The sequence below is a fragment of the Kitasatospora sp. MAP5-34 genome, from assembly GCF_029894335.1.
GTDB lineage: Bacteria > Actinomycetota > Actinomycetes > Streptomycetales > Streptomycetaceae > Kitasatospora.
The window spans coordinates 39,426-65,227 of record NZ_JARXZC010000044.1 but is presented as its reverse complement, the minus strand read 5'-3'; the positions used below and the strand labels follow the sequence as shown (position 1 = coordinate 65,227).

Here is a 25,802-nt window from a genome sequence, read left to right as displayed (position 1 = left end):
TACTGCAGGGGGGACCCTGTGGGAGAGTAGGACGCCGCCGAACAATCATTCACAAATGACCCCTCATCCGGGAACGGATGGGGGGTCATTTGCATTTCTGGACCGATGTGGGCCGACATGACCGGAGCGGGTCAACGGGTCGTGGCGGATTTCCAGGCCGGTTCAGGTCAGGGCTGACGGCCCGTCACCACCAGGTCGCTGCCGGGTCACTGTCGGGCGGTCACTGTCGGGCGGTTGCTGTCCGGGCGGGCCGGGATGCGCGCTCGGGCGACGAGGACGCACGCCGCAGCGGCCGCTCCGGCCGCCGTCAGTGCCCACCAGGCGGCGTCCGGGCTGACGGTGAACAGCAATCCGCACACCATCGGCCCGGTCGCGGCCCCCAGGGACACCCCCATCTGGCTGCAGGCCGTGGCCTGTTGTTCCTGGCCGGCGTAGGGCAGGCCGATGACGTAGTGCAGCAGGCCCGCCCAGCCCCAGCCGCCGCCGCACGCGAGCAGGGCGCCCACGACGGTCACCGCGAGTGTCGTGTGCGCCAGGAGTGCGGTGCCCGCCGCACCGGCCATGAAGAGCCCGGTCAGGGCTGCCCACGCGATCCGAGGTATCCGGCCGACGACCCAGCCCGCGACCAGGCGGACCACGATGTTCAGCGCGGCACCTGCGGTCGCCACCGCGCCGGCGACCGACAGCGATGCGCCCCGGGTGGTCAGCGCGAGCACCAGGAAGCCGCCCAGGCCGTTGCCCACCATCGCGCCGAAGAAGCCGGCGCAGCTGAGGGCCAGCAGAAAGCCGTCCACGCGCAGCGGTACACCGCGCACCCGTGCCGCCGCCGGGGACCGCATGTCCGAGGGGCGGTGCCGTGCGAGAAGAAGACCGCCGCCCACGCCACACAGCACCGCTGTCCCGGCGAACACCGGCCGCCAGCCGGCCGGACCGGCCAGCACCGGTATCGCCATGCTGGCGAGCAGGGTCGCGGCCGGCACTGCGGCTTGCTTCAGGCCGAAGGCGAGCGCGCGCAGCCGGGGCGCGCACCGTTGCATCAGCAGGGCGTTGGTGTGCGGCTGGGTGTAGCCGTAGGCGAAGCCGCCGACGGCCGAGCTGACCCACAGGCCGATGACCGGTGCCACTGCCGCTGAGAACAGCCCCAGGCAGGTGGCGCACAGTGCGATGGCCAGCGTGCGTTCTATCGCAGGCGGGAGCGCGGCCCGCTTGCTGGCGAAGGCGCCCGAGAGGGACGCCAGCCAGTACACGGCGAGGACGGCCCCCATCCGCGCCGGACTCCACCCGAATTCTGCGGAGATCAGGCCGTTCGCGGCCCCGGGCAGGAACACCGGCAGCGCTGTGAGGACGGTGACCGCCGCGACGCCCACCGCCGTGGACAGGCCGGCCGGATCGCGGTTCGCCGGAGCACGGTTCGTCGGGGCGAGCGGGGCACGCCGGTCGGTACGGGCGAGTGTGTTCACCGGGCGTTCGCCTCCACCCGTTCAGCGGACCGTTCCGTCACCGCGAGCCCCCCGTTCCTTCTGTTCCTGAGCGTCGTTCTTGAGGTTGTTCCTGATCGTTCCTGATCGAGCTGTTCCGATCCTAGTCAGCGGTGAAGACATTGATGCCGTGCACCGGAGACTTATGCGCAGGGATCATAGAAGTAATTCATGCGTAGGTCGAATGAGTGAGTGGATCGATCTATTTCTCAGGCCTCGACTCGCTGACTAGCTTTCTGACAGGGCGAGCGGGAGATGTCCGCAGCCCCGGACTCCCCCGGCCGCCGCCCGCCGCGCCGCGATCGTCGACACCCGGCACCCGGCACCCGACACCCTTCATTCCCGACCCCCGATGCCCGATTTCCGCCATTCGGACGAGGAATCAACATGGACAATTCCAGCCCTGTCAAATACAAGCCCTACAACCGCTCCTCGATTCAGCGGGTACCGCAGTGGGAGCGCATTCCGCAGGACCTCCGTGAGGCGGTCGACGTGGTGGGCCACGTCCTGCCGTTCAGGACCAACCAATACGTACTCGACGAACTCATCGACTGGGACCGGATCCCCGACGACCCGATCTTCCGGCTCAACTTCCCGCACCGGACGATGCTGGATCCGGACGACTACCTCACCCTGCGCGACCTGCTGCGGTCGGGCGACAAGCAGCAGCTGGCCAAGCAGATCTACCAGGTCCGCTCGCGGATGAATCCGCACCCGGCCGGCCAGCTGACCCACAACGTGCCGGAACTGGACGGCGAGGTCGTCCCCGGAATCCAGCACAAGTACGCGCAGACCGTTCTCTTCTTCCCCAGCGCCGGCCAGACGTGCCACGCCTACTGCACGTTCTGCTTCCGGTGGCCGCAGTTCGTCGGGGAGGAGGACCTGCACTTCGCGGCCCGGGACGCCGAAGGGCTGGCCGCGTACCTCAAGCGGCACCCCGAGGTCACCGACGTGCTGATCACCGGCGGCGACCCCCTGATCATGCGGACAGCCACTCTTGAGCGGTATCTCGAACCGCTGCTGTCGCCCGAACTGGCCCACGTCCAGAACATCAGAATCGGCACCAAGGCCGTGGGCTACTGGCCACAGCGCTTCGTCAGCGACGTGGACGCCGACGACCTGCTGCGTCTGTTCGAGCGCGTCGTGGCCGCCGGAAAGCACCTCGCCCTGATGGGCCACTACAACCACCCGGCCGAACTGCGTCCGGCCATCGCGCAGAACGCCTTGCGGCGCGTCATCGCGACCGGCGCCGTCGTCCGCATGCAGTCACCCGTGCTGCGGCACATCAACGACGACCCGATGGCCTGGCACGAGCTGTGGACCCAGGGCGTGAAGCTGGGTGCCATCCCGTACTACATGTTCGTCGAGCGCGACACCGGCGCACGCTCCTACTTCGAGCTGCCGCTGGCCGAGGCGTACGACATCTTCCGGACGGCCTACGGCTCCGTCTCCGGCCTGTCCCGCACCGTGCGCGGCCCGTCGATGAGCGCGATGCCGGGCAAGGTGCTCATCGACGGTACGCCGACGATCCGGGGCGAGAAGGTGTTCGCCCTGCAGTTCCTGCAGGCTCGTCAGGGTGACCTCGTGCGGCGGCCCTTCTACGCGAAGTTCGACCCCGCCGCCACCTGGTTCGACCAGCTCGTCCCGGCCTTCGGGGAGCGTTCCTTCTTCTTCGAGGACGAGCCGCCCGCCGCCGGTCGCTCCGCGTTCGGAGCGTCGCTCGCCCTCGTGGAGGTGTGAGACGCATGGCCGAGGACACGCAACCGACGTACGAAGTCCTCGCGCTCCGGTTCGGCACGCACGCCGGCCGGCCCGCACGGGACAACTTCCTGTTCGACGAGGGCCAGTTCCCCCCGGGCACCGACATGCCCATGGACTTCTACCTCTGGGTGATCCGCAACGATCGGCATCTCCTGCTGGTGGACACCGGATTCCCCGAGGAGATGGCGCTGCGCCGGGGACGGACCCTGTTCCGCTGCCCGGTCGACGCGCTGGCTGATCTCGGAATCACGGCCGACGACGTCTCGGACATCGTGATCACGCACATGCACTACGACCATGCGGGAAACCTGGACCGCTTCCCCGCCGCCCGCATCCACCTGCAGGAGGCGGAGCTCCGGTTCTGCGCCGGGCCCGCCATGCGTCACCGCGCCGTGCGCAAGCCATTCGAGGCGGTCAACGTGCGGACGGCGATCCAGGGACTCTTCGAGGAGCGGCTGGTGCTGCATCAGGGGGAGGCGGAGCTCATCCCCGGCGTGACGGTACATCCGGTACCGGGTCACACCCCGGGCACCCAGGTGGTCCGGGTCCGCACCGCGCGCGGTTGGGTCGTGCTGGCCGGCGACGCCACCCACCTGTGGGACAACATCCGGCTGCGCAGCCCGTTCCCGATCCTCGACCACCTCGCGTCGATGATGGACGGCTACGACACGATCGAGGCCCTGGCGGACGGCGACGACCACATCATCCCCGGTCACGACCCCCGGGTGGCGCAGCGGTTCCCCCGGCTCGCGGGGGCGCCCGACTGGGTCCGTCTGCACGAGCCGGCCCTCGACGGCACCCCGGTCGCGGCGGCGAGCGGAGCCGTGCGATGACGGCCCTCCAGGTGTCCATCGTCGGTGTGGGGCCACGCGGCCTGAGCATCCTGCAGCGGATATCCGAACTCGCCGACCGACTGCCCGAGGGGTGCGGGCTGGACCTGCACCTCATCGACCCGGGCGACGGCGGCCAGGGCACGCACTCCGCACGCCAGCCCGGGCACCTGCTGACCAACACCGTCGCGAGCCAGGTGACGATGTTCGCCGACGGCCGGGGGCCCTCGTTCACCGAGTGGGCGGCGGACAGCGGCTACCGGGAGTTCGGTGCCGAGTTCTACCCGACCGGCGGCGACGCGGGCCAGCCGGTGGGGGAACACGCCTACCTGCCACGGCAGTTGCTCGGCCGCTACCTCAGCTGGGTCTTCGATCGGACGGTCCGGTCCCTGCCGCCCCGGGTCCGCGTCGTGCACCACCGCGACCGGGCCGTGGACATCGAGGCGCGGGAGGACGGTCGCTTCGTTGTCCACCTGGCGAAGGGTTTCGTCCTCCCCAGCGATTACGTCTTCCTGGCCACCGGGCACTGCGAACGGCTTCCCACCGAAGAGGACCGCGCGTACGACGAGTTCGCCCGGACGAACACCGACCGCAACCCCCGGCTCGGGTACTGCCCGACCCCGTATCCGGTGGACCGGCTCCAGGAGATCGCACCGGGCTCGTCCGTCGCGGTTCAGGGGTTCGGGCTGACCGCGCACGACGTCGTCTCCGAACTCACGGTCGGCCGCGGCGGCCGGTTCCACGGATCCGGGCCGGACATGGAATACCGTCCGTCCGGACGCGAGCCGCGGATCCGGCTGTTCTCGCGCCAGTGCCTGCCGTTCAGCGCGCGGGGGGTGAACCAGAAGGGCCTCACCGGGCAGCACCGGGCGCGGTTCTTCACCAAGGAAGCGGTACGGCGCCTGAAGGAGCAGGCGGTGGACCGCCGGAACGACCCCCGGCTCGACTTCGAGGAGGAGGTCCTTCCGCTGCTGCTGCGGGAAATGGGGTACGCCTACCGCACCGCGCGGGAACAGCGTCCCATTCCCCCCGAGGAGTACGACCTCACCCCGGCCGAGCGGCGCGCGATCGAGGCCGTCATCGACCCGCTGAGCGGCCGGGAATTCGCGAACCAGGACGCGTTCACGCGGTTCTTCGTCGACTACGTCGTCAGCGACCTGGAGCACGCGGAGATCGGCAACGCGACGAGCCCGGTGAAGGCCGCCACCGACGTCATCCGCGACACCCGGGCAGGCCTGCGGGAGGCCGTCGAGTTCTCCCGGCTCACCCCCGAGTCCCACCGGAAGTTCAACGCGACCTACGTCCCGATGATGAACCGGGTCTCGTTCGGCCCGCCCCGGCACCGCAACCATCAACTCCTCGCGCTGCTCCGGGCCGGGGTCGTGGACCTGGCCGGCGGCCCGGGGTGCCGAGTGGTCCTCGACCGGGAGGCGGCGCGGTTCGCGATCCGGACCGACTACCCGGACGGTCCGCAAACCTGCCACGCCGACGTGCTGGTCATCGCCCGTCTCGACTCGCTCCACCCCGAGCGCGACAAGTCGCCGCTGATCGGGAATCTCCTGGCACGCGGCCTCGTCCGCCCCTACGCGAACGGCCCGTTCAAGCCGGGCGGCATCGACATCGACGAGCGGGGCCGGCCGATCACGGCGGCCGGCGAGCCGCTCCGCACCGCCTGGGCGGTCGGCTATCTCGTCGAGGGGCCGCAGTTCTACACCCATGCGCTGCCCCGGCAGGGAATGGCCTCGCAGTTCACCCTCGATGCCGAGACGACCGTACGCGACATGATCGCGCACATCCGACGGCGATACGACGTCACCCGGGAGGAAGAACATGCCGGTGCAGACCGGAAGCCAGTTTCCGTACCCTGAATTCCGCAAACGCCATCTGCCGGATCGGCCGGCCCCGGTCGTGTGGCAGTGGGAGGCTCTGGCCGAGGCACTCGAAGCGGCCGAGCACACGGAGTACGGCACCCTCACCCTGGCCACGCCCGGGGGTAGCCACGAGATCGTCCCGGGCACCTCGATGACGTTCCAGGCCGTCCGGCCCGGCGAACGCAGCACCCCGCACTCGCACTCCTGGTGGCACCTCTATTTCGTCCGGTCCGGATCGGGCACGGTGATATTCGACGAGACCCGGGAGACGGCCGAATTGAGCGAGGGCGACATCCTGCTCATACCGGCCTGGTCCGTGCACCACTTCGAGAACCGGGAGGCGGGCGGGGATCTGCTCCTGCTCAACATGTCGAACCTGCCCCAACTGGCGGGCCTGCACATCAACTTCTCCAAAGAGCACGCGTAGCAACACCGGCGACAGAGCGGGAGGCGAACATGTTCAAGCGGATTGACCACATCGGCGTGGTGGTCGACGACATTGCCGAGGCGAGGGCATTCCTGGAAAGCCTGGGGATGCGCCTGGAGCGGGCGCAGGAGGTGCCCGAGCGGAACGTGAAGATCGCGTTCTACCAGTGCGGGGACGGCCGCATCGAGCTCATCGAACCCACCACCGAGGAAGCCCGCCGGCGCCGGCTGGGCGACGGCAACCAGGCCCGGATCGAGCACATCGGTGTCGAGGTAGACGACGTGCCCCGGATCATGCGGGCGGTCCAGGGTCTCGGCGTCCGGCTCACCACCAGCGAGCCCGTCCCGGTCGGCCCGAACCTCAACGCCTGGACCCAGCCCGAGACGTCCAACGGGATCCAGTTCCAACTGGTCCAGCGGGACTCGGCCTAGCGACTCCGGGAAGGGCCGGGGGCAGCCGGCAGGCTCCGGCCCTTCCCGGCTGCGCCCGGGCGGTCCACTGGCCCGGGTGGTCCAGTCACCCGGCGGTCCCGTCGGCGGTCGACGGCCTTGCCGCAGCGCGGGATTGTGGACTGTACATACTAGTAGGTACGATCGGGAGGTGGATTCCTTGAAGACGTCTGTTGCAATCGAGCCGGCGCGAGCCGGGACGCGGCAAGGCCTCTCCGGGCAGCGCGGGAGACGGCCGGGCTGGCTGCTGGCCTCCCTGCTCGGCGGGATGTTCCTCGGGAACGTCGACATCGCGGTGGTCAACGTCGCGATCCCCTCGATCCGCGATCACCTGCACGCGTCCAGCGGCGAACTGGAACTCATCGTTTCGGGATACACGCTCGCGTACGCCATGCTGCTGATCACCGGCGCCCGGCTGGGCGAGATCCGTGGCCGGCGGTGGACGTACCTGCTCGGACTCGTCGTCTTCACGCTGTCCTCGCTCGCCTGCGGCCTCGCTCCCAACGGCGTGGCCCTGGTGGGCGCCCGCGTCGTGCAGGGGCTCGGCGCGGCCCTGATGGTCTCCCAGGTCCTGACGGGAATCCAGGTGCACTTCGAGGGCACCGCGCGCCGGCGGGCCCTGGGTGCGTACACCGGGGTTCTCGGGGTCAGCTCCGTCATCGGCCAGGCGCTGGGCGGCGTCCTGGTGTCGGCCGACATCCTGGGCACGGGATGGCGGCCCATCTTCCTGATCAACGTGCCGATCGGCGTGGCCCTGCTGGTCACTTCGTTCGTCTTCCTGCCGGACGACAAGACCTCGCGTCAGAAGAAGCTGGACATGCGCGGCGTCGGTCTGCTGTCGCTGGGGCTGTTCCTGCTGGTGGCCCCGCTGGTGCTCGGCCGGGACGTGGGCTGGCCGCTGTGGGCGTGGCTGTGCCTCGCGGCGTCCCTGCCGGTGTTCGCCCTGTTCGTCAGGGTGGAGCGGAGCATCGCGCGGCGGGCGGGCGACCCGCTGATGAACGTCGCGCTGCTCGCCCGCAGGCAGGTCTACTTCGCGCTCGTCTCCCAAGCCGCCACCAGGGCGGTCTACTTCGCGCTCCTGTTCGTCCTCGCGCTCTATCTGCAGCAGGGGCTCGGCAAGAGCGCGATCTACTCGGGCCTGGTCCCCATCGCGTGGGTGGCGACGTTCGCCCTGGTCGGTCCGATTCTCGGCCGGGTGGGGGTGCGCGTCCGAAGGCTCGCGGCCCCGGTGGGAGGACTGCTGATGGCGGTGGCCTTCGCCGGGGTGGCGGCCGGTGCCCAGGGAACCGTCTGGCTGATCGGTCTTCTCGGCATCGGCGGCATCGGCTACGGCTCGGCGTTCAGCGGGACCCTGGCGCACCTGACCGAATCCGTCGAACCCCGGTACGCGCCGGACATGAGCGGCCTGTTCAACACGACCCTCCAAATCGGCGGAACCATGGGGGTGGCTGTCTTCGGCACCGTGTACCTGGACCTCGCCGCACGTAGTGGAGCACCGCACGGCGCATTCAGCACGACCTGCGCTGTGCTGGCCGCCGTGTCGGTCGCCGCCTCCGCGCTGATCCTGTTCGCCGAGAAGACCGAGAAGACCGAGAAGACCGAGAAGGCCGAGCCGGGCGCGGCCGGACACCGGGTTGCGGAGCGCTGAGCAGCCGGACCAGGAACGCGCGTCGATCGCGCAGCGCCCCAACGCCCCAACGACCCAACGCCCCAATGCCTCTTGTCCACAACCAACCACTGCCAAGAACGACCACGAAGGAGAGCACGCCATGGACGTCAACCGTCACCCCGGAGATGCGACCAAGGGACCCGAGGACCGGTTCTCCGGTGACGTGTGGCTGTGGCCGCGCATCGGTGCCACCGCCAACGCCGAAGTACGCAACGTGCTGTTCACGCCCGGCTCCCGCAGCGCCTGGCACCGGCACCCCGCCGGCCAGGTGCTGCACGTCACCGAAGGCGTGGGACTCGTGCAGTCCAGGGGAGGCGAGCGCCAGGAGATCAGGGCCGGCGACACGGTGATCTGCCACCCCGGTGAGGAGCACTGGCACGGCGCGGCACCGGGCACGTTCATGACCCACATAGCCGTCACGGACGGCCCCACCGACTGGCGGGAGGGCGTGACGGACGAGGAGTACCAGTGCTGAAATCCCATATCTGACAAGGAAGTTCACGAAGCTGAGCGAGGAGTTGCGTCGATGGGGCCGGGGGGTGCCCGAAAATGCCGAGGGTGCTTTCCTGGCGCTGCATATGCTGCTGTCCATGAGCATCGAACTGCATCACCTGCGTGGGTTCTTGGCCGTGGCGGACGAGAAGCACTTCACCCGGGCGGCGAAGCTGATGAACGTCTCCCAGCCGACACTCAGCCGCAACATCCGACGCCTGGAGGAGTTACTCGGCCGCCGGCTGCTGGAACGGACCACTCGCCAGGTGGCCCTTACGGCAGCCGGCGAGAGCCTCTACGACCAACTCCACTTTCTGATACCACGGTTGGAGGCGGTACTGCGCCCCGAACCCGAGGACGACGTGTTCCGGGTGGGATTCGCCTGGGGATTTCCCACCGGGTGGCCGCAGGAGGTCATCGCGGGCTTCGAGGAGGAGACGGGCGTACCGGTGCGCGTGCACCGGCACGATGCCGCGCTTGCGGGAGTGGATCGTGGTGACGCCGACCTGGCGATCCTGCGAGGCCGGATAGTGGCCCCCGGTATGAAAGTCGTCACCCTGCTGTGCGAACGAAGAATCGCAGCGGTCTCCACCCAGTCCGAACTCGCCGGGCGGGAGGAGATCGGCTGGCTGGAACTCGCCGACCAGCAGTTGGTGCTCAACGAAGTGAGCGGGACGACCAACCTGGCGGACTGGCCGGTGGACCGCCGCCCCAGCGTCTCCGCCGTCTGCCGCAACTTCGACGAATGGTTGGAAGCCGTCGCCTCGAACAAGGGGATGGGTGTGGTCCCGGAGTTCGTCGGCCGGCAGCACATCCATTCATTCGTGTCGTTCCTCCCCATTCCGGACGCGCCGCGCGTGCCGCTCAACCTGGTCTATCCCCAGCGTGGCGGACACCCCCTGGTGCCGCGTTTCGTCGCCCTCGCCCAGGACGCCCTCGGCGGGCCGGCGGAGAGCGGCCCCGGGACGGACTGATCCGCGACCCGGTGGCGCCCGTGTGCCGAGCAGCCCCGGCGCGCGGGCGCCGCAGCGGTCCAGGCGGGTCCGCTCGAGTGATCGAAATGGCCGAAAGCTAGCATGGGGGTAATCGCCTAGCTCGAAAGATGGACCTGTGACTGTCAACGAAGACGTGTTCACGAACTGGAAGCACCGCGAGGAGATCGCGGAGTCGATGATTCCGATCATCGGCCGACTGCACCGGGAGAGGGACGTCACTGTCCTGCTGCACAGCCGCTCCCTGGTGAACAAGTCGGTGGTCAGCATCCTCAAGACCCACCGGTTCGCCCGCCAGATCGCAGGCGAGGAGCTCTCGGTCACCGACACGCTGCCGTTCCTGCACGCGCTCAGCACGCTCGATCTCGGCCCTTCCCAGATCGACATCGGCATGCTCGCCGCGACGTACCAGGCCGACGGCCGTGGCCTCTCCGTGGCGGAGTTCACCGCCGAGGCGGTCATCGGTGCCACGGGTGCCAACAAGATGGAACGCCGTGAGTCGCGCGATGTCGTCCTCTACGGCTTCGGCCGCATCGGCCGCCTGCTCGCCCGCCTGCTGATCGAGAAGGCCGGTTCGGGCAACGGGCTGCGACTGCGCGCCATCGTCGTGCGCAAGAGCGCCGGCGAGGACCTGGTCAAGCGCGCCTCGCTGCTGCGGCGCGACTCCATCCACGGCCAGTTCCAGGGCACGATCACCGTCGACGAGGCGAACAGCAAGATCATCGCCAACGGCACCGAGATCAAGGTCATCTACTCCAATGACCCGACCACGGTGGACTACACGGCGTACGGCATCAACGATGCCATCCTGATCGACAACACCGGCCGCTGGCGCGACCGCGAGGGCCTGTCGAAGCACCTGCGCCCCGGTATCGCCAAGGTGGTCCTGACCGCGCCCGGCAAGGGCGACGTGCCCAACATCGTGCACGGCGTCAACCACGACACGATCAAGCCGGACGAGCAGATCATCTCCTGCGCGTCCTGCACCACCAACGCGATCGTCCCGCCGCTGAAGGCGATGGCGGACGAGTACGGCGTCCTGCGCGGCCACGTGGAGACCGTCCACTCGTACACCAACGACCAGAACCTGCTGGACAACTACCACGACTCCGACCGTCGTGGCCGCTCGGCAGCGCTCAACATGGTCATCACCGAGACCGGTGCCGCCTCGGCCGTCGCCAAGGCGCTGCCCGACCTCAAGGCGACGATCACCGGCAGCTCGATCCGCGTCCCGGTGCCGGACGTCTCGATCGCGATCCTCAACCTGACGCTCGCGCGCGAGACCAACCGCGAGGAGGTCCTCGACTACCTCCGCAACGTGTCGCTGACCTCGCCGCTCAAGCGCCAGATCGACTTCATCAGCGCTCCCGACGCGGTCTCGAGCGACTTCATCGGCTCGCGCCACGCCTCGATCGTCGATGCCGGTGCCACCAAGGTCGACGGCAACAACGCCATCCTCTACCTCTGGTACGACAACGAGTTCGGCTACTCGTGCCAGGTCGTCCGGGTCGTCCAGCACGTCTCCGGGGTGGAGTACCCGACCTACCCGGCCCCGGCGGCCTGATCCAGCGGGACGGCCCCCCGCTCCTCGCCGACCCGTACGCCTCGCACACCCGCCACTCTCCGTGAGAGTGGCGGGTGTGCGCGTAGGTGGCCCCGGGCCGTTCCGGCCCAGAAACCTGACGAAGCGTCAACTCCCTTGGCTGATACGGCTCTGCTGATGAACGAAGGGCAATCATCCAGGGAACAGCGGTTCGGAACCGGCCGGAAATCTTTCCTCAACTCGGCGGACTTGCTCAGCTTGGCGTGGCCGCAAAGGCGCGCAGGTTCAGCAGGTTCAGCAGGTTCAGCAGGTTCACGGGCTCAAGCGAGAGCTCACGAGGCCGAGGGAGCCGAGCATGGAACAGCCGAGGAGCCAGGACGACGCGTGGGGAGGGAGGAGTGGGGGGCGTTGCGTTGCCGAGAAGTCGGCCAGCGGGCTGTACGCATGGCGGCTGAAGGCGCCGAACGGGCGGATCGTCGCGGTCTCCCCCGACCACTTCCGCACGCCGGAGGCAGCGGTCCGGGCGTGCCTGGAGTTACGTGACGAGGGCGCCGGCCACTTCGCGCGGATCATCCACCAGAGCGAGGGCATCGGGTGGATCTGGACAGTCCCCGGCCCGCACGGCCGGCCGCTCGCCCGGTCACTGCGTGCGTACGAGCGCCACGCCACCTGCCAGAACGCGTTCCGCAGGTTCGTCGCCCTGCTGGGCGCGCCACAGGGCCGGCCCGAAGCGGGAGCGGCCGCAGTGGCGGGCGAGCCACCGGTGGCGCCGGTGCCGTCGGGGTTGGGGCCGACCCGGCCGCCGGCCGAGCGGACGGGTGGCCCGAGCCGTCCGACGGAGGGGTGGTGAAGCAGGTCGTGCGCCCCGGAGCCGGCAGCCGTCCCCGGTGCAGTGATCCACAGTGAGCACTCGTGATTCCGCTGACACCGGTGAGCGTACGGAGGTGACCAGGACGATGTCGCCCACAGCCGGCCTACCGGCGGACGAGCCGGGCGCGGAGCCGGGCTCGGAGTCCTCGGGCCGCCGGCTGCCGGGTCAGCGTCTGCCGCGCCTGCTCGCCATGCGGGGCACGGGTGCGCTCGTCGGCTGGTCGTTGGCCGCCGCGAACGGACGGCGGCTCGCCTGTTCGGTGACGCTCTACCGGAGTGAACCCGAACTGGCGGCCGCCTTAGGCGAGTTACGGGCGGACCGGCACGCGCTGCGCTGCTCCGTGCTGCAGGAGCAGGGCCGCTCCTGGTCGTGGCGCGCCCACCTGCCCGCGCGGCGGTCCGCAGGCCCCGGCGGCGCGGGCGAGCCGATCGCGCGCAGCGCCCGGAGCTATCTGCGGCAGGACCAGTGCCGCAAGGGCCTGGACGGCTTCCTGGCCGCGCTGGACCTGCTGCCCGCCGAGGCCTGGGACGGCGTCCTGCCGGGTGGGCGGCACCGGTGAACGAGGGATGTCCGGGGCGTACCCGAACCGCCACCGCGAGAAGCACGTACCGTGCCGGCGTGAGCGGGTCCCGCTCCCGGGGACAGCTCCGGACGACCGTCCTGATCTGCGACAACGCCACGGCCGACGCGGTCGGCCGGTCGGCCGTACGGCCTCGGCCGGGGCCCGGGGGACCTTGGCCGGGGGACCGGGCCCGGCGATGCTCATCCCGCCGGAGGCCGCTCGGCTGCCGCCACCGGCACCGGGTTCGAGTCCGGACCCTGGTCCGCCATGTACGTCTCTCCTCGTGGAGGAACAGCAACATGCGTAAGACCGTAGTCGCCAAGTTCGTCTCCGCCGCCGCCGTCACTGCCGCCGCAGTGACCCTCGCGGCCGGACCTGCCCTCGCCGACCCGCCCGCCGGCGTGACCCCGGCCGCCACCGACATCGTCGGCGTGGGCTCGGACACCACCCAGGTCGTGCTGAACCGGCTCTCCGCCGACTACACCGGTACCCCCAAGCTCTACAGCTGGGACGCGACCGGCACGAGCCCGATCACCACCAAGTCGGGCGCCACGCCGATCACCCGCCCGAACGGCTCCAGCGCGGGCATCAGCGCGCTGGAGACCACCACCAAGTCCACGGTCGACTTCGCCCGCTCCTCGCGCGGCCCGAAGACCGGCACCGACCAGCCGACGGACGACTTCATCGCCTACGCCAAGGACGCCGTGAGCTGGGCCGCCCAGGCGGCCGGTGACGCCCCGGCGAACCTGAGCAAGGCCGACCTGACCGGCATCTACAACTGCTCGATCACCAACTGGAACCAGATCACGGACGTCTCCGGCTACACCGGCCCGAACGCCACCATCCTGCCCTACCTGCCGCAGAACGGTTCCGGCACCCGCTCCTTCTTCCTCGGTGTGCTGGGCATCACCACCCCCGGTGGCTGTGTCACCAGCGGCGTCGAGGAGAACGAGGGCACCGACCCGGCACTGGCCAGCAACGACGCGATCGTCCCCTACTCCGTCGCCCACTACATCGGCCAGGTGTACTACGGCCACACGTCCGGCAGCGACGCCCCCGGCACGCTGACGATCCGCGACGCCGACGGCATCGCCCCGGTCGACACCGTCAACAAGGTGATCAACTCCGCCTTCGTCAACAGCCCGAGCGTGTGGGGCCGGAACGTCTACAACGTCGTCCGCTCCGGTGACTGGAACGCGGGAGACTCCCACGCCGCCGTGCTGAAGGCGATCTTCGGCTCCACCGGCTTCATCTGCAAGAACGCCACGGCCCAGGCCGACCTGAAGAGCTACGGCTTCCTGCCGCTGCCCCTCTGCGGTGTCATCACGCACCCCTGATCGACCGCACCTCTGATCGACCCCTTCCCTGATCAGCTCCTCCCTCGGTCGGGTGCCGGATTCCCCCGGCGCCCGACCGGTCGGGCCGGTGCCGGTTCTCCGGCGCCGGCCTTCTTCCGACCCCGTGTCCGCGCAGGTCGTTCCCGTATGCCCCCCTCCACGCTTCGCGCTTCGTGCTTCGCACTTCGCACTTCGCGCCTCGCGTTGCGCGTTCGCGTCCGCGTCCGCAGAGACTTCTGAGGAGAAGCCCATGATTCGTCGTACGTATCTCGCCCTGGCCGTCGCCGCCGCTTCGGCGCTCGCCCTCGGCATGGGTGTGACCACCCCCGCCGTGGCCGCGACTCCCGCCTCCGGCAGCGTCGTGGTGTCGGAGAGCAACGCCTACCTCCAGCAGGCCGCCTCTGCGGGCATCGTCGCGATGGCGCTGCCCCCGGGGACCGACTCGTACCCGACGGCCACCGGCGCCTCGGCCTCCTTCCCGGTGGCCGGCGGGAGCGCCAACCTCCTGCAGGAGACCGGCAGTCTGCAGCTGGGCGGCAGTTTGCTGGTCGTCGACGCGAAGACCTTCCGGGCCGTGGAGTTCACGCAGCTCGCGTTCGACGACTTCGCGGGTCAGTTCACCGGCGTCCCGGAGGGGTCCAGCACGCCGGTGCCGCTGCTCGACCCGTCCGGTGACCTGTCCGTGGGCGTCACCGGCACCACGCAGAACTTCACCGCGTCGGAGGCGGGCCTCGACCCCGCCGCAGCGCAGTACCTGGACGCGCAGTTGGGGACGGGCTTCTTCGTCGCCGGGCAGGCGTTCGGTGCACTGTCGGTCAGCTACACCCCGGCTTCCTGACTCCCGGACCGCGGGGCCGGGGGCGGGCGCGGGGGAGATCCCGTTCCCGCCCTCCCGCACAGGTGTCCTCCCACACAGGTGCCCTCCCGCGTCTGCGCCCTCCCGCACCTGTTGTGCCGCGACGGTCGGCAGAACCGACGCGTCCGTTGTCGTCCCGTACATCTGATGGACCGTCACTTGTCATGGTGTCAGGGCGGAATGGGTTCCAACGGTGGCCGCCGGACGGGCGCGGCCGTGTTGATCGTCGTTGATCGTCGGAGGGATGATCCGTGCCGCGAGCAGATCGGCTGTCGTACCGGGGGTGGCTGCACCGAGGGCTTTTCGTCGTCCTGGGGGCCCTGCTCCTGCCTGCGTCGTTGGGGGCCCTGCCGCAGTCCGTGCACACGGTCCCGCAGGCGCGGGCGGACGCCGGTGGTACCACCGTCCAGGGCCCCCCGGTCTGGCAGCCCGGTAAGGGGTCCAACGGGGGCTACGGCCCGGACGGGTCGGTGACGGTCAGCCAGGCCGACAACCTGTCCGACCAGGTGGTCCACGTGTCCTGGAGCGGCTTCACCCCCTCCACCTTCGGCGGCGCCACGCTGCCCACGTACATCCTGCCGGGTGACGGCAACATCCTGTACCCGGTCCGGGTCTACGAGTGCCGGGGCGCGGACCCGAAGGTCACCGACTGCTACGGCAGCACTCTCTACAACCAGAACCCTGCCAAGGGATTCCAGCAAGCGCCGCCGCCGGCCGGAACGACCACCCCCGAGTACCCCAGCAACATGAAGATCGCGCTGACCCACGCGGACGGCACCGGCTCGGCCGACATCGAGGTCTGGACGGCGCAGCAGAGCCAGACCCTCGGCTGCGATCCCCAGCACGCCTGCTCGCTCGTGGTCGAGCCCGAGTACGGCGGTGACGCGGTCGGCATCGGCCCGCTGGTGGGGACCTCGGGCGGCTGTCTGGACCACTCGCAGGACACCGGGGCGAACGGGGTTCTGGAGGCGGTGGACTCCATCATGCAGACCGTGGACCTCGGCAACAGCAACGAGGACGGCGAGAGCTGCGCCTGGCGCAACCACGTCGCGGTACCGCTGAGCTTCGCGCCGACCCCGACCGACTGCAAGGTCAAGCAGGCCGACTTCACCGCCCAGGGCCTGGAGATGGCCAACCGGGCGATGCAGCAGTGGCGGGCCGGTGCCTGCCTCGGCGCCTCGCCGATCAACGTCCAGTACACCTCCGGCGGCGGCGAACCGCAGGCCCGCGCCCGGTTCCTGCAAGGCACCGGCAGTGATGTGGCGCTGACGGCCTATCCCGACACCGGCCCGGCCCCGCGCCCGTACGTCTACGCCCCGCTCGCGACCACCTCGTTGTCGGTCGTCTTCCTGCTGGACGACCGCAAGTCCGGTCAGCAGATCCTCCATCTGCGGCTCGACGCAAGGCTCCTGGCGAAGATGCTCACGCAGTCGTACGTGCAGACCTTCATCCCCGCCAAGAGCAGCTCGTTCGCCTCGGTCGCCGGAAATCCGATCTGTGTCTTCGACGATCCCGAGTTCCTGCAGCTCAACCCGGTCGATCCGGCGAACGGGCCGAACTGGCCGTCCTGCCTGTCCGTCAACGCCGACCCCGCGCCGATCGTGGTCGGCGGGACGACCGACACGACCCGGCAGCTCACCTCGTGGATCGCCGCCGATCCGCAGGCCGAGGCGTTCCTGCAAGGGGCGCCGGATCCCTGGGGGATGCACGTCGACACGTTCTACCTGCGCCCGGGCTTCGCGGGGTACCCGGTGGACTCGTTCATCCCGCAGGACTCCACGGGGGCCGAGAACAACAATCCCATCGGCACCGTCCACCTGAAGCAGCTGGAGTGGAATCCGCTGCTCGGCGGCCTGGTTCAGGTGGCCCGCAACGCTCTGCAGAACCAACCGACCTGCGTCAACCCGGACTTCAACGTGTCGCACTCGCACGACAAGTGCACCCCGCGCACGATCGGCCAGCGCGCCCTGTTCGCCGTCATGGACACCGGGCAGGCCAAGGCCTACTCGCTGCCGGAGGCCCAACTCGAGAACCCCGCAGGTTCGTTCGTGTCCCCGACGCTGGACAGCCAGCAGGCGGCCGTGAACGACATGCCGGTCGACCCGACGACGGGTACGCAGACCCTGCCCTACGGGATCGCTGGCAGCGCGTTCGGCAAGGACGCCGCCGCGTATCCGCTGACGACGGTGCAGTACGCGATGCTGCCGACCCAGGGGCTCTCGACGGCCAAGGCCGGAAAGATCTCACAGTTCGTCCGGCAGGTGACGGACCAGGGGAACGGGCAGGTGTACGGATTCCAGCCGGGTCGGCTCACGTCCGGGTTCCTCGACCTGACGACGGCTCAGCAGCAGCAGGCGCAGGCCGCCGTGCAGCATGTCGCGTTCCAGGACGGCGCGTTGCCCGGCAACCAGGTCGCGGCCGCCCACCCGGGGTCCACCGGTCCGGCGGGCGGGTCCGGCGGCGGGAGCGGGAGCCCGTCCGGTACGGGTGGTACGGGCGGCAGCGGCGCGGGTGGCACGACCGGAGGGGCGGCCGGCACGTCCGGGGGCGCAACCGGCACCGGGGACGGCAGTACTCCCGGCAAGGTCTCGCCGAGCGGCGCCGCCACCGGCTCGCCGCTGAACTCGCAGCAGGTGGCCGCCGGGAATCCGAGCCCGGACCGGGCCGGTTCGCAACGGCTGCTGCTCCCCGCCCTGCTCATCGGCGGCGCGGTGCTGCTGGTCGGCGGGCCGATCGGGATCGTCCTCGGCGGCACGGACGCGGGCAGCCGGTTGCGCGTGGGCCTGCGCGGCGCGTCCTCGTCGGTCCGGCGCGGCCTGCGCTCGGGTCTGTCACGCCTGCGGCGCTGACCTGGGCTCCTGTCCCGCTCCACGGGTCCGGTTCCGTCCCGTTCCGTTCCATCCCGTTCCAGCCGGTGGCCTCACCGCCGAGGAAGTGCAGACGACGATGATCTCGAGAACGCCCGGCGCAGTCCGCCACGCCGAGCCCGTGGGCGGCGGCGGCGACCAGGCTGCCGACCGCCCGCGCCGGATCACCGCTCCGGTCACCCCCGGCGACCTGGTCTTCCGAGGCGTGCTGCGGGCCGCCGGGCTGTCGGTCTTCCTGATCATGGGACTGATCGCGTTCTTCCTGCTCCTCCGGGGGCTGCAGGCCCTGCACGCCACCGGCTGGTCGTTCTTCACCCAGGAGAAGTGGCTGACGCAGTCCCACGTCTTCGGCATCGCGGCCGTCCTTCCCGACGGCGTCATCATCGCGATGGTGGCGCTGGTGATCGCCGTCCCCGTCGCGCTCACCACCGCCGTGTACGTCTCCGAGTACGCGCCGGAGCGCATCCGTTCGGCACTGGTGTCGCTGGTGGACCTGATGGCGGCGATCCCCAGCATCGTCTACGGCCTGTGGGGACTGTTCTTCCTGCAACCGCGCATCGTCGGCTTCGTCCGCTGGACGACCATGCACCTCGGCCACTGGATCCCCTTCCTGAAGGTCCGCTCCGGTGACATCGGGGCCTCCTACACCTCGTCCCCGTTCATCGTCGGGACGGTGGTCTCGCTGATGATCATCCCGATCGTCACCTCGCTCAGCCGGGAGGTCTTCTCCCAGGCCCCGCAGGGCGAGCGGGAGGGCGCCTACGCGCTGGGCAGCACGCGGTGGGGGATGGTGCGCAGCGTGGTCCTGCCGTTCGGCCGGGGTGGCGTGGTCGGCGCGGTGATGCTCGGCTTCGGCCGGGCGATGGGCGAGACCATCGCCGTCGCGTTGATCATCTCGCCGAAGTTCACCGTCACCACGCACATCCTGGAGAACGGTGCCAACTCGATCTCCTCGCTGATCGCCCTGCACTTCGGCGAGTCGGACCCCCTGTCGCTCTCCGCGCTGATGGCCGCCGGGCTGGTGCTGTTCGGCCTCACGCTGGTGGTCAACATGCTGGCGGCCGTGGTCATCGGCCGCTCCCGCTCCGGCGCGGCGACGGCGGACTGACATGACATCAGCCACCGACCGGATCGCCATCACCCCGGAGGAGCACGCGAGCATGACCACCACCACGGAGACCGCGCCCGCCGCGCCTGCCCCACCCGCCGCGCCCGATCCCGACGAGCAGCGCCGGATCCGGCTCGGCGGCGTCGACGCCGGTACGGTACGCACCAACCTCGGCGCGGCCGCCGGCTCCCTCGCCCTCACCTGGGTGCTCTACGAGCGGGTGCTGCCGTTCAGCGGCGCCTTCGGGTTCCTGATCTTCTGGTACCTGCTGTTCCTGGCCCTGAGCTGGGCGATCTCCCGGCTGCAGTGGGACGTTCGGACGGTCAGGGAACGCCTGGTGCAGTCGCTGGTGGCCGGTTCGGGCCTGCTGGTGGTGGCGCTGATCCTCGACCAGATCGGCTACGTCGCGTTCCGGGGCGCGCACGCCGCCTCGCACTCCAACTTCTTCACCCAGGACATGCGGCACACCGCCACCCTCTCCCCGATCACCTCGGGCGGCGCCCTGCACGCCGTGGTCGGCTCGCTGGAGCAGCTCGGGCTGGCGACGCTCTTCGCCGTCCCGCTGGGGATCGCCGCAGCCGTCTTCATGTCCGAGATCGGCGGCCGGCTGGCGCGTCCGGTCCGTACCGTCGTGGAGGCGATGACCGCGCTGCCGTCCATCGTCGCAGGGCTGTTCATCCTGGGCGTGTGGATCCTCACGCTCGGTAACCAGAAGAGCGGCTTCGCCGCCTCCCTCGCGCTGACCGTGATGATGATGCCGATCGTCACCCGCGCCGCCGAGGTCGTGATCCGGCTGGTCCCCGGCACCCTGCGGGAGGCCTCCTACGCGCTCGGCGGCAGCCAGTGGCGGACGGTGCTGAGCGTTGTGCTGCCCACCGCCCGTCCCGGTCTGGTCACCGCCGTGGTGCTGGGCATGGCGCGCGGCGTGGGGGAGACCTCGCCCGTGCTGCTGACCTCCGGCTTCACCTCGCAGATGAACGCCGACCCGTTCGCGGAGCACCAGGTCAGCCTGCCGCTCTACATCTGGAACTACGTCAGGTACCCCTCGACGGACATGGTCGCGCGGGCCTTCGCGGCGGCGTTGACGTTGATGGTCATCGTCCTGGTGCTGTTCGTCACGGCCCGGCTCGTCGGCGGGCGGCGGCCGGGCGAACTGAGCCGCCGGCAACGCCGCCTGGTGGCCCGCGACCTGGCCGAGTCGTTCACCCACCCATCTGACGGAACGTCATGAACCGTGCCACGCTGCCCGGAGGAGAACCCATGTCCCGAACGACCACGGGGATCCGGCACTTCGCCCGCCCACTGGCCGTGCTGCTCTGCGCCCTGGCCGTACTGCTGGTGCAGTCCCCCGCTGCGAGTGCCAGCACCTCGCTGAACGGCGACGGGTCGAGCTGGGCCGGTCCCGCGCTGGACCAGTGGCGGCAGGACGTCGGCCCGCAGGGCATCGACATCAACTTCTCGCCGGTCGGCTCGGCCGCCGGCCGCCAGCAGTGGAGCATCGGACAGGACGACTTCACAGCCTCCGACGTACCGTTCCGCAGCGGCACCGATGCCGGCGCGCCGGGTGGTGGCGGGCAGCCGGAGAACCCCGTCTACGACTTCAGCTACGTGCCGGTCACCGCCGGCGGCACCGCCTTCATGTACCACCTCACCGTGGGTGGGCAGTTGGTCCGCAACCTGCGGCTGTCCTCGGACACCATCGTGAAGATCTTCACCGGTCGGATCGGCTACTGGGACGACCAGGCGATCAAGAAGGACTACGGCGGCACCCTCCCGCACACGCCGATCACGCCCGTCGTGCGCTCCGACGGATCGGGCGCCACCGCACAGTTCACCCGGTACATGGAGCACACCCACCAGGCCGAGTGGGACGCCTACTGCAAGGCCCAGGTGGGCAGTTCGTGCGGCGACTACACCGAGTTCTTCCCGCCGTCCAGCCACATGGTCGCGCAGAACGGCTCCGACGTCGTCGCCAACTACATCCAGTCGCCGACCGGCGAGGGCACCATCGGCTACGACGAGTACGCCTTCGCCAAACGGGCCAACTGGCCCGTGGTGAAGGTGCTCAACGCCGCCGGGTACTACACCCTGCCGACCGCCTCCAACGTCGCGGTCGCGCTGACTGCCGCGAAGATCAAGGGAGTTGACGACAGCACCCCGCCCGGCGACCCCAACTACCTGCAGCAGGACCTGGACGGCGTCTACACCATGGGTGACCCCCGGGCGTACCCGATCTCCAGTTACAGCTACCTGATCGTGCCGCGTGGCGGCGAGTCCCGGGGCATCCCGCCGCGCTTCACCACCGCCAAGGGCGCGGCGCTCAGCCAGTACATCGGCTACATCCTCTGCGCCGGGCAGGGTGAGGCGGACCAGCTCGGCTACTCGCCGATCCCGCGCGGTCTGGTCCGGGGCGGGCTGCTGCAGGTCAGCCACGTCCCCGGCAACAACGACGGGATCGACCCGAACCAGCTCGGCAACTGCCCCAACCCCACGTTCGACTCCAGCGGGCGCCTGGTCGTGCTCACCAACGCGCCGCAGCCGAGCCCCTGCGACCAGGCGGGCCAGCCGCTCACCTGCACCGTCCAGGGCGGTCGCCCGACTTCGGGCGGCAGTGCCGGTGGCGGCAGCGGTGGCGGTGGTAGCGGTGGCGGTGGAACGGGCAGGGGTGCCGGCCCGGCCTCCGGCGGGACCGGCGGTACCGGCGGAGCGGCGACCGGTGGGACCGGCGGAGCGGCGGCGGGCGGAGGTGGCGGCGCGTCCGGCGGCAGCGGGACGACCACCGTCGACCCGCAGACCGGGCAGATCGTGAGCGCGAACGGCACCGGCGCCGGGACGGCCGTACCCGCCAGTGTGGTCGCGCTCTCCGGACGGCACGACGACCGGCTGCTGACCACCCTCACCGCCCTGGAGCTGCTCGCCGTCGTCGCCGTACCGCCGTTCCTCGGCTCGTACCTGAGGCGCCGGCGGGGGCAGGGCACCGAGCAGGAGGAGCTCCAGCCATGACCGCGCCCACCCTCGACCCGCCCGCCGCCCTCGGCGCGGGCGCTCCGGCGGCCCGTACCGGCCCGGTCCCGCGCCCGTCCGCGCCGGGTCCGGCGGCCGGTCGGCGGCCTGCCGCCCAGGCCGGCCCGGCCCGTCGCGCGGTGGTCAGGACCGCCACCGCGCTGACCCTGCTGGGTCTCGTCCTGGTCGGCTTCGGCTGCTACCTCCTCGGTGTCTCCGGTCTCCAGGAGGAGCACTTCCAGTCCACCGCCTACCGCAGCTTCGCCAACCAGCTCGCGGGCGCCGTCGCGCCGACCGGGACGGCCGCCGATGGAGCACCCGTCGCGGTGATCGCCATCCCTGCGATCGGCCTGCGCCAGGCCGTCGTGGTCGAGGGCACCACCGGCCGGGACCTGATGCGCGGCCCGGGCCACCGCCGTGACACCGCGCTGCCCGGTCAGACCGGAGTCAGCGTCATCTTCGGCCGCCGCAGCACCTTCGGGTCGCCCTTCGCCGATCTCGCCGAGCTGCGCGTCGGCGACAAGATCTACGCGACCACCGCCCAGGGCACCTCCAGCTACACGGTCAACGCGTACGGGGACGGTGACCACCCCGTCAAGGACCCGGCCACCGCCCGCCTGGTCCTGGTCACCGGCGACTCGGACTGGATCCCCACCCGGACCGTGCTCATCGGCGCCCGCCTGGACGGCACCGCCCAGCCCGATCCCGGCGGCCGCCCCGGCACCGTGCCCACCGACCGCGCCCTCGCCTCCGACAGCGCGGGCCTGCCGGCCCTGCAACTGTGGTCGCTGGCCCTGCTGGCGGCGGTGACCCTGCTGGTGCTGCGCGGACGGCAGTGGTGGCCGCGCGGGGCGGCCCACCTGGTCTTCGCGCCGGTGCTCGGGGCCCTGCTGTGGTGCGTGTACGAGAGCGCCGCCGCCCTGCTCCCGAACCTCTACTGAGCACCGCTGCCCGACCGTTCTCACCCGTATCCACCCGTCCCGAACGAGGAGCCCAGCACCATGACCGACAACCCCGGGGTGGACACCCCCGCCCAACAGCCCGTCCCGGTCGGGGTTGGCTACCGGGCGAACGCCGGCGGCCCCGATTCCGACGCGGTCGAGACGCTCGCACTGCCGGTGGCCGCCGGTCCTTCCCCGGCAGCCCGGCCCGCTCTCCGCTCCGAGCTCCGCGAGCCGGACGCTCCCGCGCAGCTGTTCGGACTCCGGACCCGCGACGTCTCCGCCTGGTTCGGCGACCACAAGGTGCTCGAACGGGTCTCGCTCACCATGCCGGCCGGGCAGGTCACCGCGCTCATCGGCCCCTCCGGCTGCGGGAAGTCGACCTACCTGCGGATCCTGAACCGGATGCACGAGATGGTCCGTTCCGCCTGCCTGGCCGGCGCGGTGCTGCTGGACGGCGAGGACGTCTACGCGCCCGGCCGCCGCCCCGCCGACGTGCGGCGCCGGATCGGGATGGTCTTCCAGCGCCCCAACCCCTTCCCCGGCATGTCCATCTACGACAACGTCGCCAGCGGCCTCAAGCTCGCCGGGATCAAGGTCCGCAAGGACCAGCGGGACCACCTGGTGGAGAGCAGCCTGGTCAGTGCCGGCCTGTGGACGGAGGTGCGCAACCGGCTGCGCACGCCGGGGGGTGCGCTCTCCGGCGGGCAGCAGCAGCGGCTGTGCATCGCCCGCTCGCTCGCGGTGTCCCCGGACGTGCTGCTGATGGACGAGCCGTGCTCCGCCCTCGACCCCACCTCCACCCGGCGCGTCGAGGAGACCATCGCGGAACTGCGCGGGCGGCTCACCATCGTGATCGTCACCCACAACATGCAGCAGGCCCAACGGGTCTCGCAGTCCTGCGCGTTCTTCCTGGCGACCCACGACACGCCCGGTCGGATCGTGGAGGCGGGCGACACCGCGCAGCTCTTCGGCAACCCGGTGGACCCGCGCACGGCGGACTACGTCAACGGCCGCTTCGGCTGACCCGGCGCGTCCGGCCTCATAGTTCAACATGACCGAACACGCGCTGGGTACTCTCACGTCATGCGTCCCCTTCGGTATTCCATCAACGTCACATTGGACGGGTGCTGCGATCATCGTGAGGCGTTCGCGGACGAGGACCTGCATCGTCACGCGATCGAGAACCTCGACCGGGCCGATGCCCTCCTCTTCGGTCGGGTGACCTACGAGATGATGGAGGCGGCGTGGCGGCTGCCGACGCGGACGGGGGAGCGGCCCGACTGGATGGAACCCTTCGCCCGGACGATCGACGCGGCAAAGAAGTACGTCGTGTCGAGCACCCTGGAGCGGGTCGACTGGAACGCGGAGCTCGTGCGCGGGGATCTCGGGAAGGCCGTTCAGCAGCTCAAGCGGGAGCCCGGCAAGGGACTGTTCGTGGGAGGCGTGCAGCTCCCTCTTGCGTTGGCCGAGCTGGGCTTGATCGATGAGTACGAGTTCGTGGTGCAGCCGAGGTTGGTGGGCCATGGGCCGACGTTGTTCGCGGGGCTGTCGAAGCGTGTCGACCTGAAGCTCGTGAGCCGGCTGGAGTTCGGGTCGGGGGCGGTGGCGATGCGGTATGAGCCGAGAAGCTAGCCAACGGGCCCGTTTCCGGGTTCGGGATTCGCATACTCCGTAGTCAGATGATCTGACGTTGTGTGAAGGTGGCCTCCGGCGAACGCTGTCAAGGCAGGCGCGGCAGGCCGTGACGGCCTGGTGGGCCGGGGGATGGAGGCAGGATGGGGTCGGAGCGGGTGTCGCGGACGGCGGAGTCCCACGGGCTGGGCGCTCACCGGGAGAGCTACCGGTTCAACGGGATCGCCTGGTTCGTGATGGCACTGTGGCCCCTGATGATCGTTGTCATATGGGCTGTAGCAGCGGGGGCGATCAGCTGGGTGGGAGTGGCGGTCGGCGTGATCCTCGGGTTGCCCGCTGCCGCGGTGGGTGCCGCCGTCCGGGCCAACAAGGCCGTCCACGTCTTCGACCAGGGATTCGTGCTCACCGGGATGTGGGGGCAGGTGAAGCAGATCGGTTCCCGGCCCGAGGTGAGTGTGTGGATCAAGAGGGTGATACTTCAGTGGTTCGGTCCCCCGCTGTGCGTCTACGGAGTCTCCGTCGCCGGTACCAAGAGCTTCGGCTTCGCTGCTCGGCAGATCGTGGGCGGCGGCCCCGCACTCGCCCGGGCGCTGGTGTGGGGAGGGCTCTCGGGAGGGCTGGGCGCCAGTCTGCGCACACTCGACGAGACCGGGTCGGTCGTCTTCGGCCCGATCCAGGTCACCCGGGAACACGTCGGCATGGACGCGCACGGCGACGGGCCGGCGGTGGGGATGCCGATCGACCGGATACGCCGGGTGTGGTTCAGGACGATTCAAAGCTCCGGCGGTCCGCCTGCCGTCGGGGAACTGCACGTCGGTGCCGGGAAGGACCGGGCCGGGTACGTCACCCTGCGGTGTCCGCCGGACGACCTGGTCACCGCCGCTGAGCTGATCGCCTCCCTTGCGGGCAGACGGGTGAACTGAGCGAGGACGTCCGAGGTGGTCAGTGATCGCCGGGTAGCTCTTCGGTAACCCGGGGGACCAGCGAACGACGGACTATGTCAACGGCCGCTTCGGCTGATCCGGTACGTCCCGGCTCAGCCGAAGCGGTCCACCGGCCGTCTACTCGTACTCCCGGAAGCGTTCCAGCTGACCGTCGAGCGGCGAAGCC

Annotated in this window: 22 protein-coding genes; 21 read left to right on the top strand and 1 reads right to left on the bottom strand. The window is 70.3% G+C overall.

Going from position 1 to position 25,802, the window contains the following annotated elements; all coding sequences use genetic code 11:
* Positions 1–206: 206 nt before the first annotated feature.
* Positions 207–1,460: an MFS transporter gene (locus P3T29_RS28045; RefSeq protein WP_280719456.1), complete on the bottom strand. Its 1,254-nt coding sequence runs from the start codon at positions 1,458–1,460 to the stop codon at positions 207–209.
* Between the two features lie 405 nt (positions 1,461–1,865).
* Between P3T29_RS28045 and P3T29_RS28040 the strand changes: the two genes are divergently transcribed.
* From P3T29_RS28040 to P3T29_RS27940, 21 genes are all read left to right on the top strand, one after another.
* Entirely contained in the window at positions 1,866–3,218 is a 1,353-nt protein-coding gene (locus P3T29_RS28040) for a lysine 2,3-aminomutase (RefSeq protein ID WP_280719455.1), read from the top strand.
* A gap of 5 nt (positions 3,219–3,223) precedes the next feature.
* On the top strand, positions 3,224–4,072 hold the full coding sequence (locus P3T29_RS28035; RefSeq protein WP_280719454.1) for an N-acyl homoserine lactonase family protein: 849 nt from the start codon (positions 3,224–3,226) through the stop codon (positions 4,070–4,072).
* Positions 4,069–5,937 (top strand): FAD/NAD(P)-binding domain-containing protein, encoded by a 1,869-nt coding sequence (locus tag P3T29_RS28030; protein WP_280719453.1) that lies wholly within the window; start codon positions 4,069–4,071, stop codon positions 5,935–5,937. The genes P3T29_RS28035 and P3T29_RS28030 overlap by 4 nt, the downstream gene beginning before the upstream one ends.
* A gap of 40 nt (positions 5,938–5,977) precedes the next feature.
* Positions 5,978–6,367, top strand: coding sequence for a cupin domain-containing protein (locus tag P3T29_RS28025; protein WP_280719452.1), 390 nt, complete (start codon positions 5,978–5,980; stop codon positions 6,365–6,367).
* A 29-nt stretch (positions 6,368–6,396) separates the two neighbouring features.
* Entirely contained in the window at positions 6,397–6,798 is a 402-nt protein-coding gene (locus P3T29_RS28020; protein ID WP_280719451.1) for a VOC family protein, read from the top strand.
* A gap of 76 nt (positions 6,799–6,874) precedes the next feature.
* A complete protein-coding gene (locus P3T29_RS28015) occupies positions 6,875–8,464 on the top strand; it encodes an MFS transporter (RefSeq protein ID WP_280719450.1) in 1,590 nt (529 codons plus the stop codon).
* A gap of 121 nt (positions 8,465–8,585) precedes the next feature.
* Positions 8,586–8,960: a cupin domain-containing protein gene (locus P3T29_RS28010; protein WP_280719449.1), complete on the top strand. Its 375-nt coding sequence runs from the start codon at positions 8,586–8,588 to the stop codon at positions 8,958–8,960.
* Positions 8,961–9,075: 115 nt separating this feature from the next.
* Positions 9,076–9,951, top strand: coding sequence for a LysR family transcriptional regulator (locus P3T29_RS28005; protein ID WP_280719448.1), 876 nt, complete (start codon positions 9,076–9,078; stop codon positions 9,949–9,951).
* A 136-nt stretch (positions 9,952–10,087) separates the two neighbouring features.
* The gene (locus P3T29_RS28000; protein WP_280719447.1) at positions 10,088–11,533 is read left to right on the top strand and encodes a glyceraldehyde-3-phosphate dehydrogenase; all 1,446 of its coding nucleotides are present in this window, start codon (positions 10,088–10,090) and stop codon (positions 11,531–11,533) included.
* Between the two features lie 334 nt (positions 11,534–11,867).
* The gene (locus P3T29_RS27995; RefSeq protein WP_280719446.1) at positions 11,868–12,362 is read left to right on the top strand and encodes a hypothetical protein; all 495 of its coding nucleotides are present in this window, start codon (positions 11,868–11,870) and stop codon (positions 12,360–12,362) included.
* Between the two features lie 106 nt (positions 12,363–12,468).
* On the top strand, positions 12,469–12,942 hold the full coding sequence (locus P3T29_RS27990) for a hypothetical protein (protein ID WP_280719445.1): 474 nt from the start codon (positions 12,469–12,471) through the stop codon (positions 12,940–12,942).
* A gap of 302 nt (positions 12,943–13,244) precedes the next feature.
* A complete protein-coding gene (locus P3T29_RS27985; protein WP_280719444.1) occupies positions 13,245–14,282 on the top strand; it encodes a substrate-binding domain-containing protein in 1,038 nt (345 codons plus the stop codon).
* A 250-nt stretch (positions 14,283–14,532) separates the two neighbouring features.
* Entirely contained in the window at positions 14,533–15,120 is a 588-nt protein-coding gene (locus tag P3T29_RS27980) for a hypothetical protein (RefSeq protein ID WP_280719443.1), read from the top strand.
* Between the two features lie 269 nt (positions 15,121–15,389).
* Positions 15,390–17,987 (top strand): hypothetical protein, encoded by a 2,598-nt coding sequence (locus P3T29_RS27975; protein ID WP_280719442.1) that lies wholly within the window; start codon positions 15,390–15,392, stop codon positions 17,985–17,987.
* 97 nt (positions 17,988–18,084) lie between these two features.
* Complete coding sequence (gene pstC / locus P3T29_RS27970; RefSeq protein ID WP_280719441.1) at positions 18,085–19,113, top strand: phosphate ABC transporter permease subunit PstC; 1,029 nt, start codon at positions 18,085–18,087, stop codon at positions 19,111–19,113.
* A 1-nt stretch (position 19,114) separates the two neighbouring features.
* Positions 19,115–20,344 (top strand): phosphate ABC transporter permease PstA, encoded by a 1,230-nt coding sequence (gene pstA, locus P3T29_RS27965; RefSeq protein WP_280719440.1) that lies wholly within the window; start codon positions 19,115–19,117, stop codon positions 20,342–20,344.
* A 29-nt stretch (positions 20,345–20,373) separates the two neighbouring features.
* On the top strand, positions 20,374–22,116 hold the full coding sequence (locus P3T29_RS27960) for a substrate-binding domain-containing protein (protein WP_280719439.1): 1,743 nt from the start codon (positions 20,374–20,376) through the stop codon (positions 22,114–22,116).
* Entirely contained in the window at positions 22,113–23,057 is a 945-nt protein-coding gene (locus P3T29_RS27955; RefSeq protein WP_280719438.1) for a class E sortase, read from the top strand. Before P3T29_RS27960 ends, P3T29_RS27955 begins: the two co-directional genes overlap by 4 nt.
* 60 nt (positions 23,058–23,117) lie before the next feature.
* On the top strand, positions 23,118–24,083 hold the full coding sequence (locus P3T29_RS27950; RefSeq protein WP_348532871.1) for a phosphate ABC transporter ATP-binding protein: 966 nt from the start codon (positions 23,118–23,120) through the stop codon (positions 24,081–24,083).
* Positions 24,084–24,143: 60 nt separating this feature from the next.
* Positions 24,144–24,692: a dihydrofolate reductase family protein gene (locus P3T29_RS27945; protein ID WP_280719437.1), complete on the top strand. Its 549-nt coding sequence runs from the start codon at positions 24,144–24,146 to the stop codon at positions 24,690–24,692.
* Between the two features lie 143 nt (positions 24,693–24,835).
* Positions 24,836–25,615: a hypothetical protein gene (locus P3T29_RS27940; RefSeq protein ID WP_280719436.1), complete on the top strand. Its 780-nt coding sequence runs from the start codon at positions 24,836–24,838 to the stop codon at positions 25,613–25,615.
* Positions 25,616–25,802: the final 187 nt, after the last annotated feature.

Coding starts and splice junctions, on each gene's coding strand:
- P3T29_RS27945 (WP_280719437.1), top strand. CDS start 24,144: ATGCGTCCCCTTCGGTATTCCATCAACGTCACATTGGACGGGTGCTGC.
- P3T29_RS27980 (WP_280719443.1), top strand. CDS start 14,533: ATGATTCGTCGTACGTATCTCGCCCTGGCCGTCGCCGCCGCTTCGGCG.
- P3T29_RS27950 (WP_348532871.1), top strand. CDS start 23,118: ATGACCGACAACCCCGGGGTGGACACCCCCGCCCAACAGCCCGTCCCG.
- P3T29_RS28005 (WP_280719448.1), top strand. CDS start 9,076: ATGAGCATCGAACTGCATCACCTGCGTGGGTTCTTGGCCGTGGCGGAC.
- pstC (WP_280719441.1), top strand. CDS start 18,085: ATGATCTCGAGAACGCCCGGCGCAGTCCGCCACGCCGAGCCCGTGGGC.
- pstA (WP_280719440.1), top strand. CDS start 19,115: ATGACATCAGCCACCGACCGGATCGCCATCACCCCGGAGGAGCACGCG.
- P3T29_RS27985 (WP_280719444.1), top strand. CDS start 13,245: ATGCGTAAGACCGTAGTCGCCAAGTTCGTCTCCGCCGCCGCCGTCACT.
- P3T29_RS28030 (WP_280719453.1), top strand. CDS start 4,069: ATGACGGCCCTCCAGGTGTCCATCGTCGGTGTGGGGCCACGCGGCCTG.
- P3T29_RS28020 (WP_280719451.1), top strand. CDS start 6,397: ATGTTCAAGCGGATTGACCACATCGGCGTGGTGGTCGACGACATTGCC.
- P3T29_RS28040 (WP_280719455.1), top strand. CDS start 1,866: ATGGACAATTCCAGCCCTGTCAAATACAAGCCCTACAACCGCTCCTCG.
- P3T29_RS27955 (WP_280719438.1), top strand. CDS start 22,113: ATGACCGCGCCCACCCTCGACCCGCCCGCCGCCCTCGGCGCGGGCGCT.
- P3T29_RS28010 (WP_280719449.1), top strand. CDS start 8,586: ATGGACGTCAACCGTCACCCCGGAGATGCGACCAAGGGACCCGAGGAC.
- P3T29_RS27990 (WP_280719445.1), top strand. CDS start 12,469: ATGTCGCCCACAGCCGGCCTACCGGCGGACGAGCCGGGCGCGGAGCCG.
- P3T29_RS28035 (WP_280719454.1), top strand. CDS start 3,224: ATGGCCGAGGACACGCAACCGACGTACGAAGTCCTCGCGCTCCGGTTC.
- P3T29_RS27995 (WP_280719446.1), top strand. CDS start 11,868: ATGGAACAGCCGAGGAGCCAGGACGACGCGTGGGGAGGGAGGAGTGGG.
- P3T29_RS27960 (WP_280719439.1), top strand. CDS start 20,374: ATGTCCCGAACGACCACGGGGATCCGGCACTTCGCCCGCCCACTGGCC.
- P3T29_RS27940 (WP_280719436.1), top strand. CDS start 24,836: ATGGGGTCGGAGCGGGTGTCGCGGACGGCGGAGTCCCACGGGCTGGGC.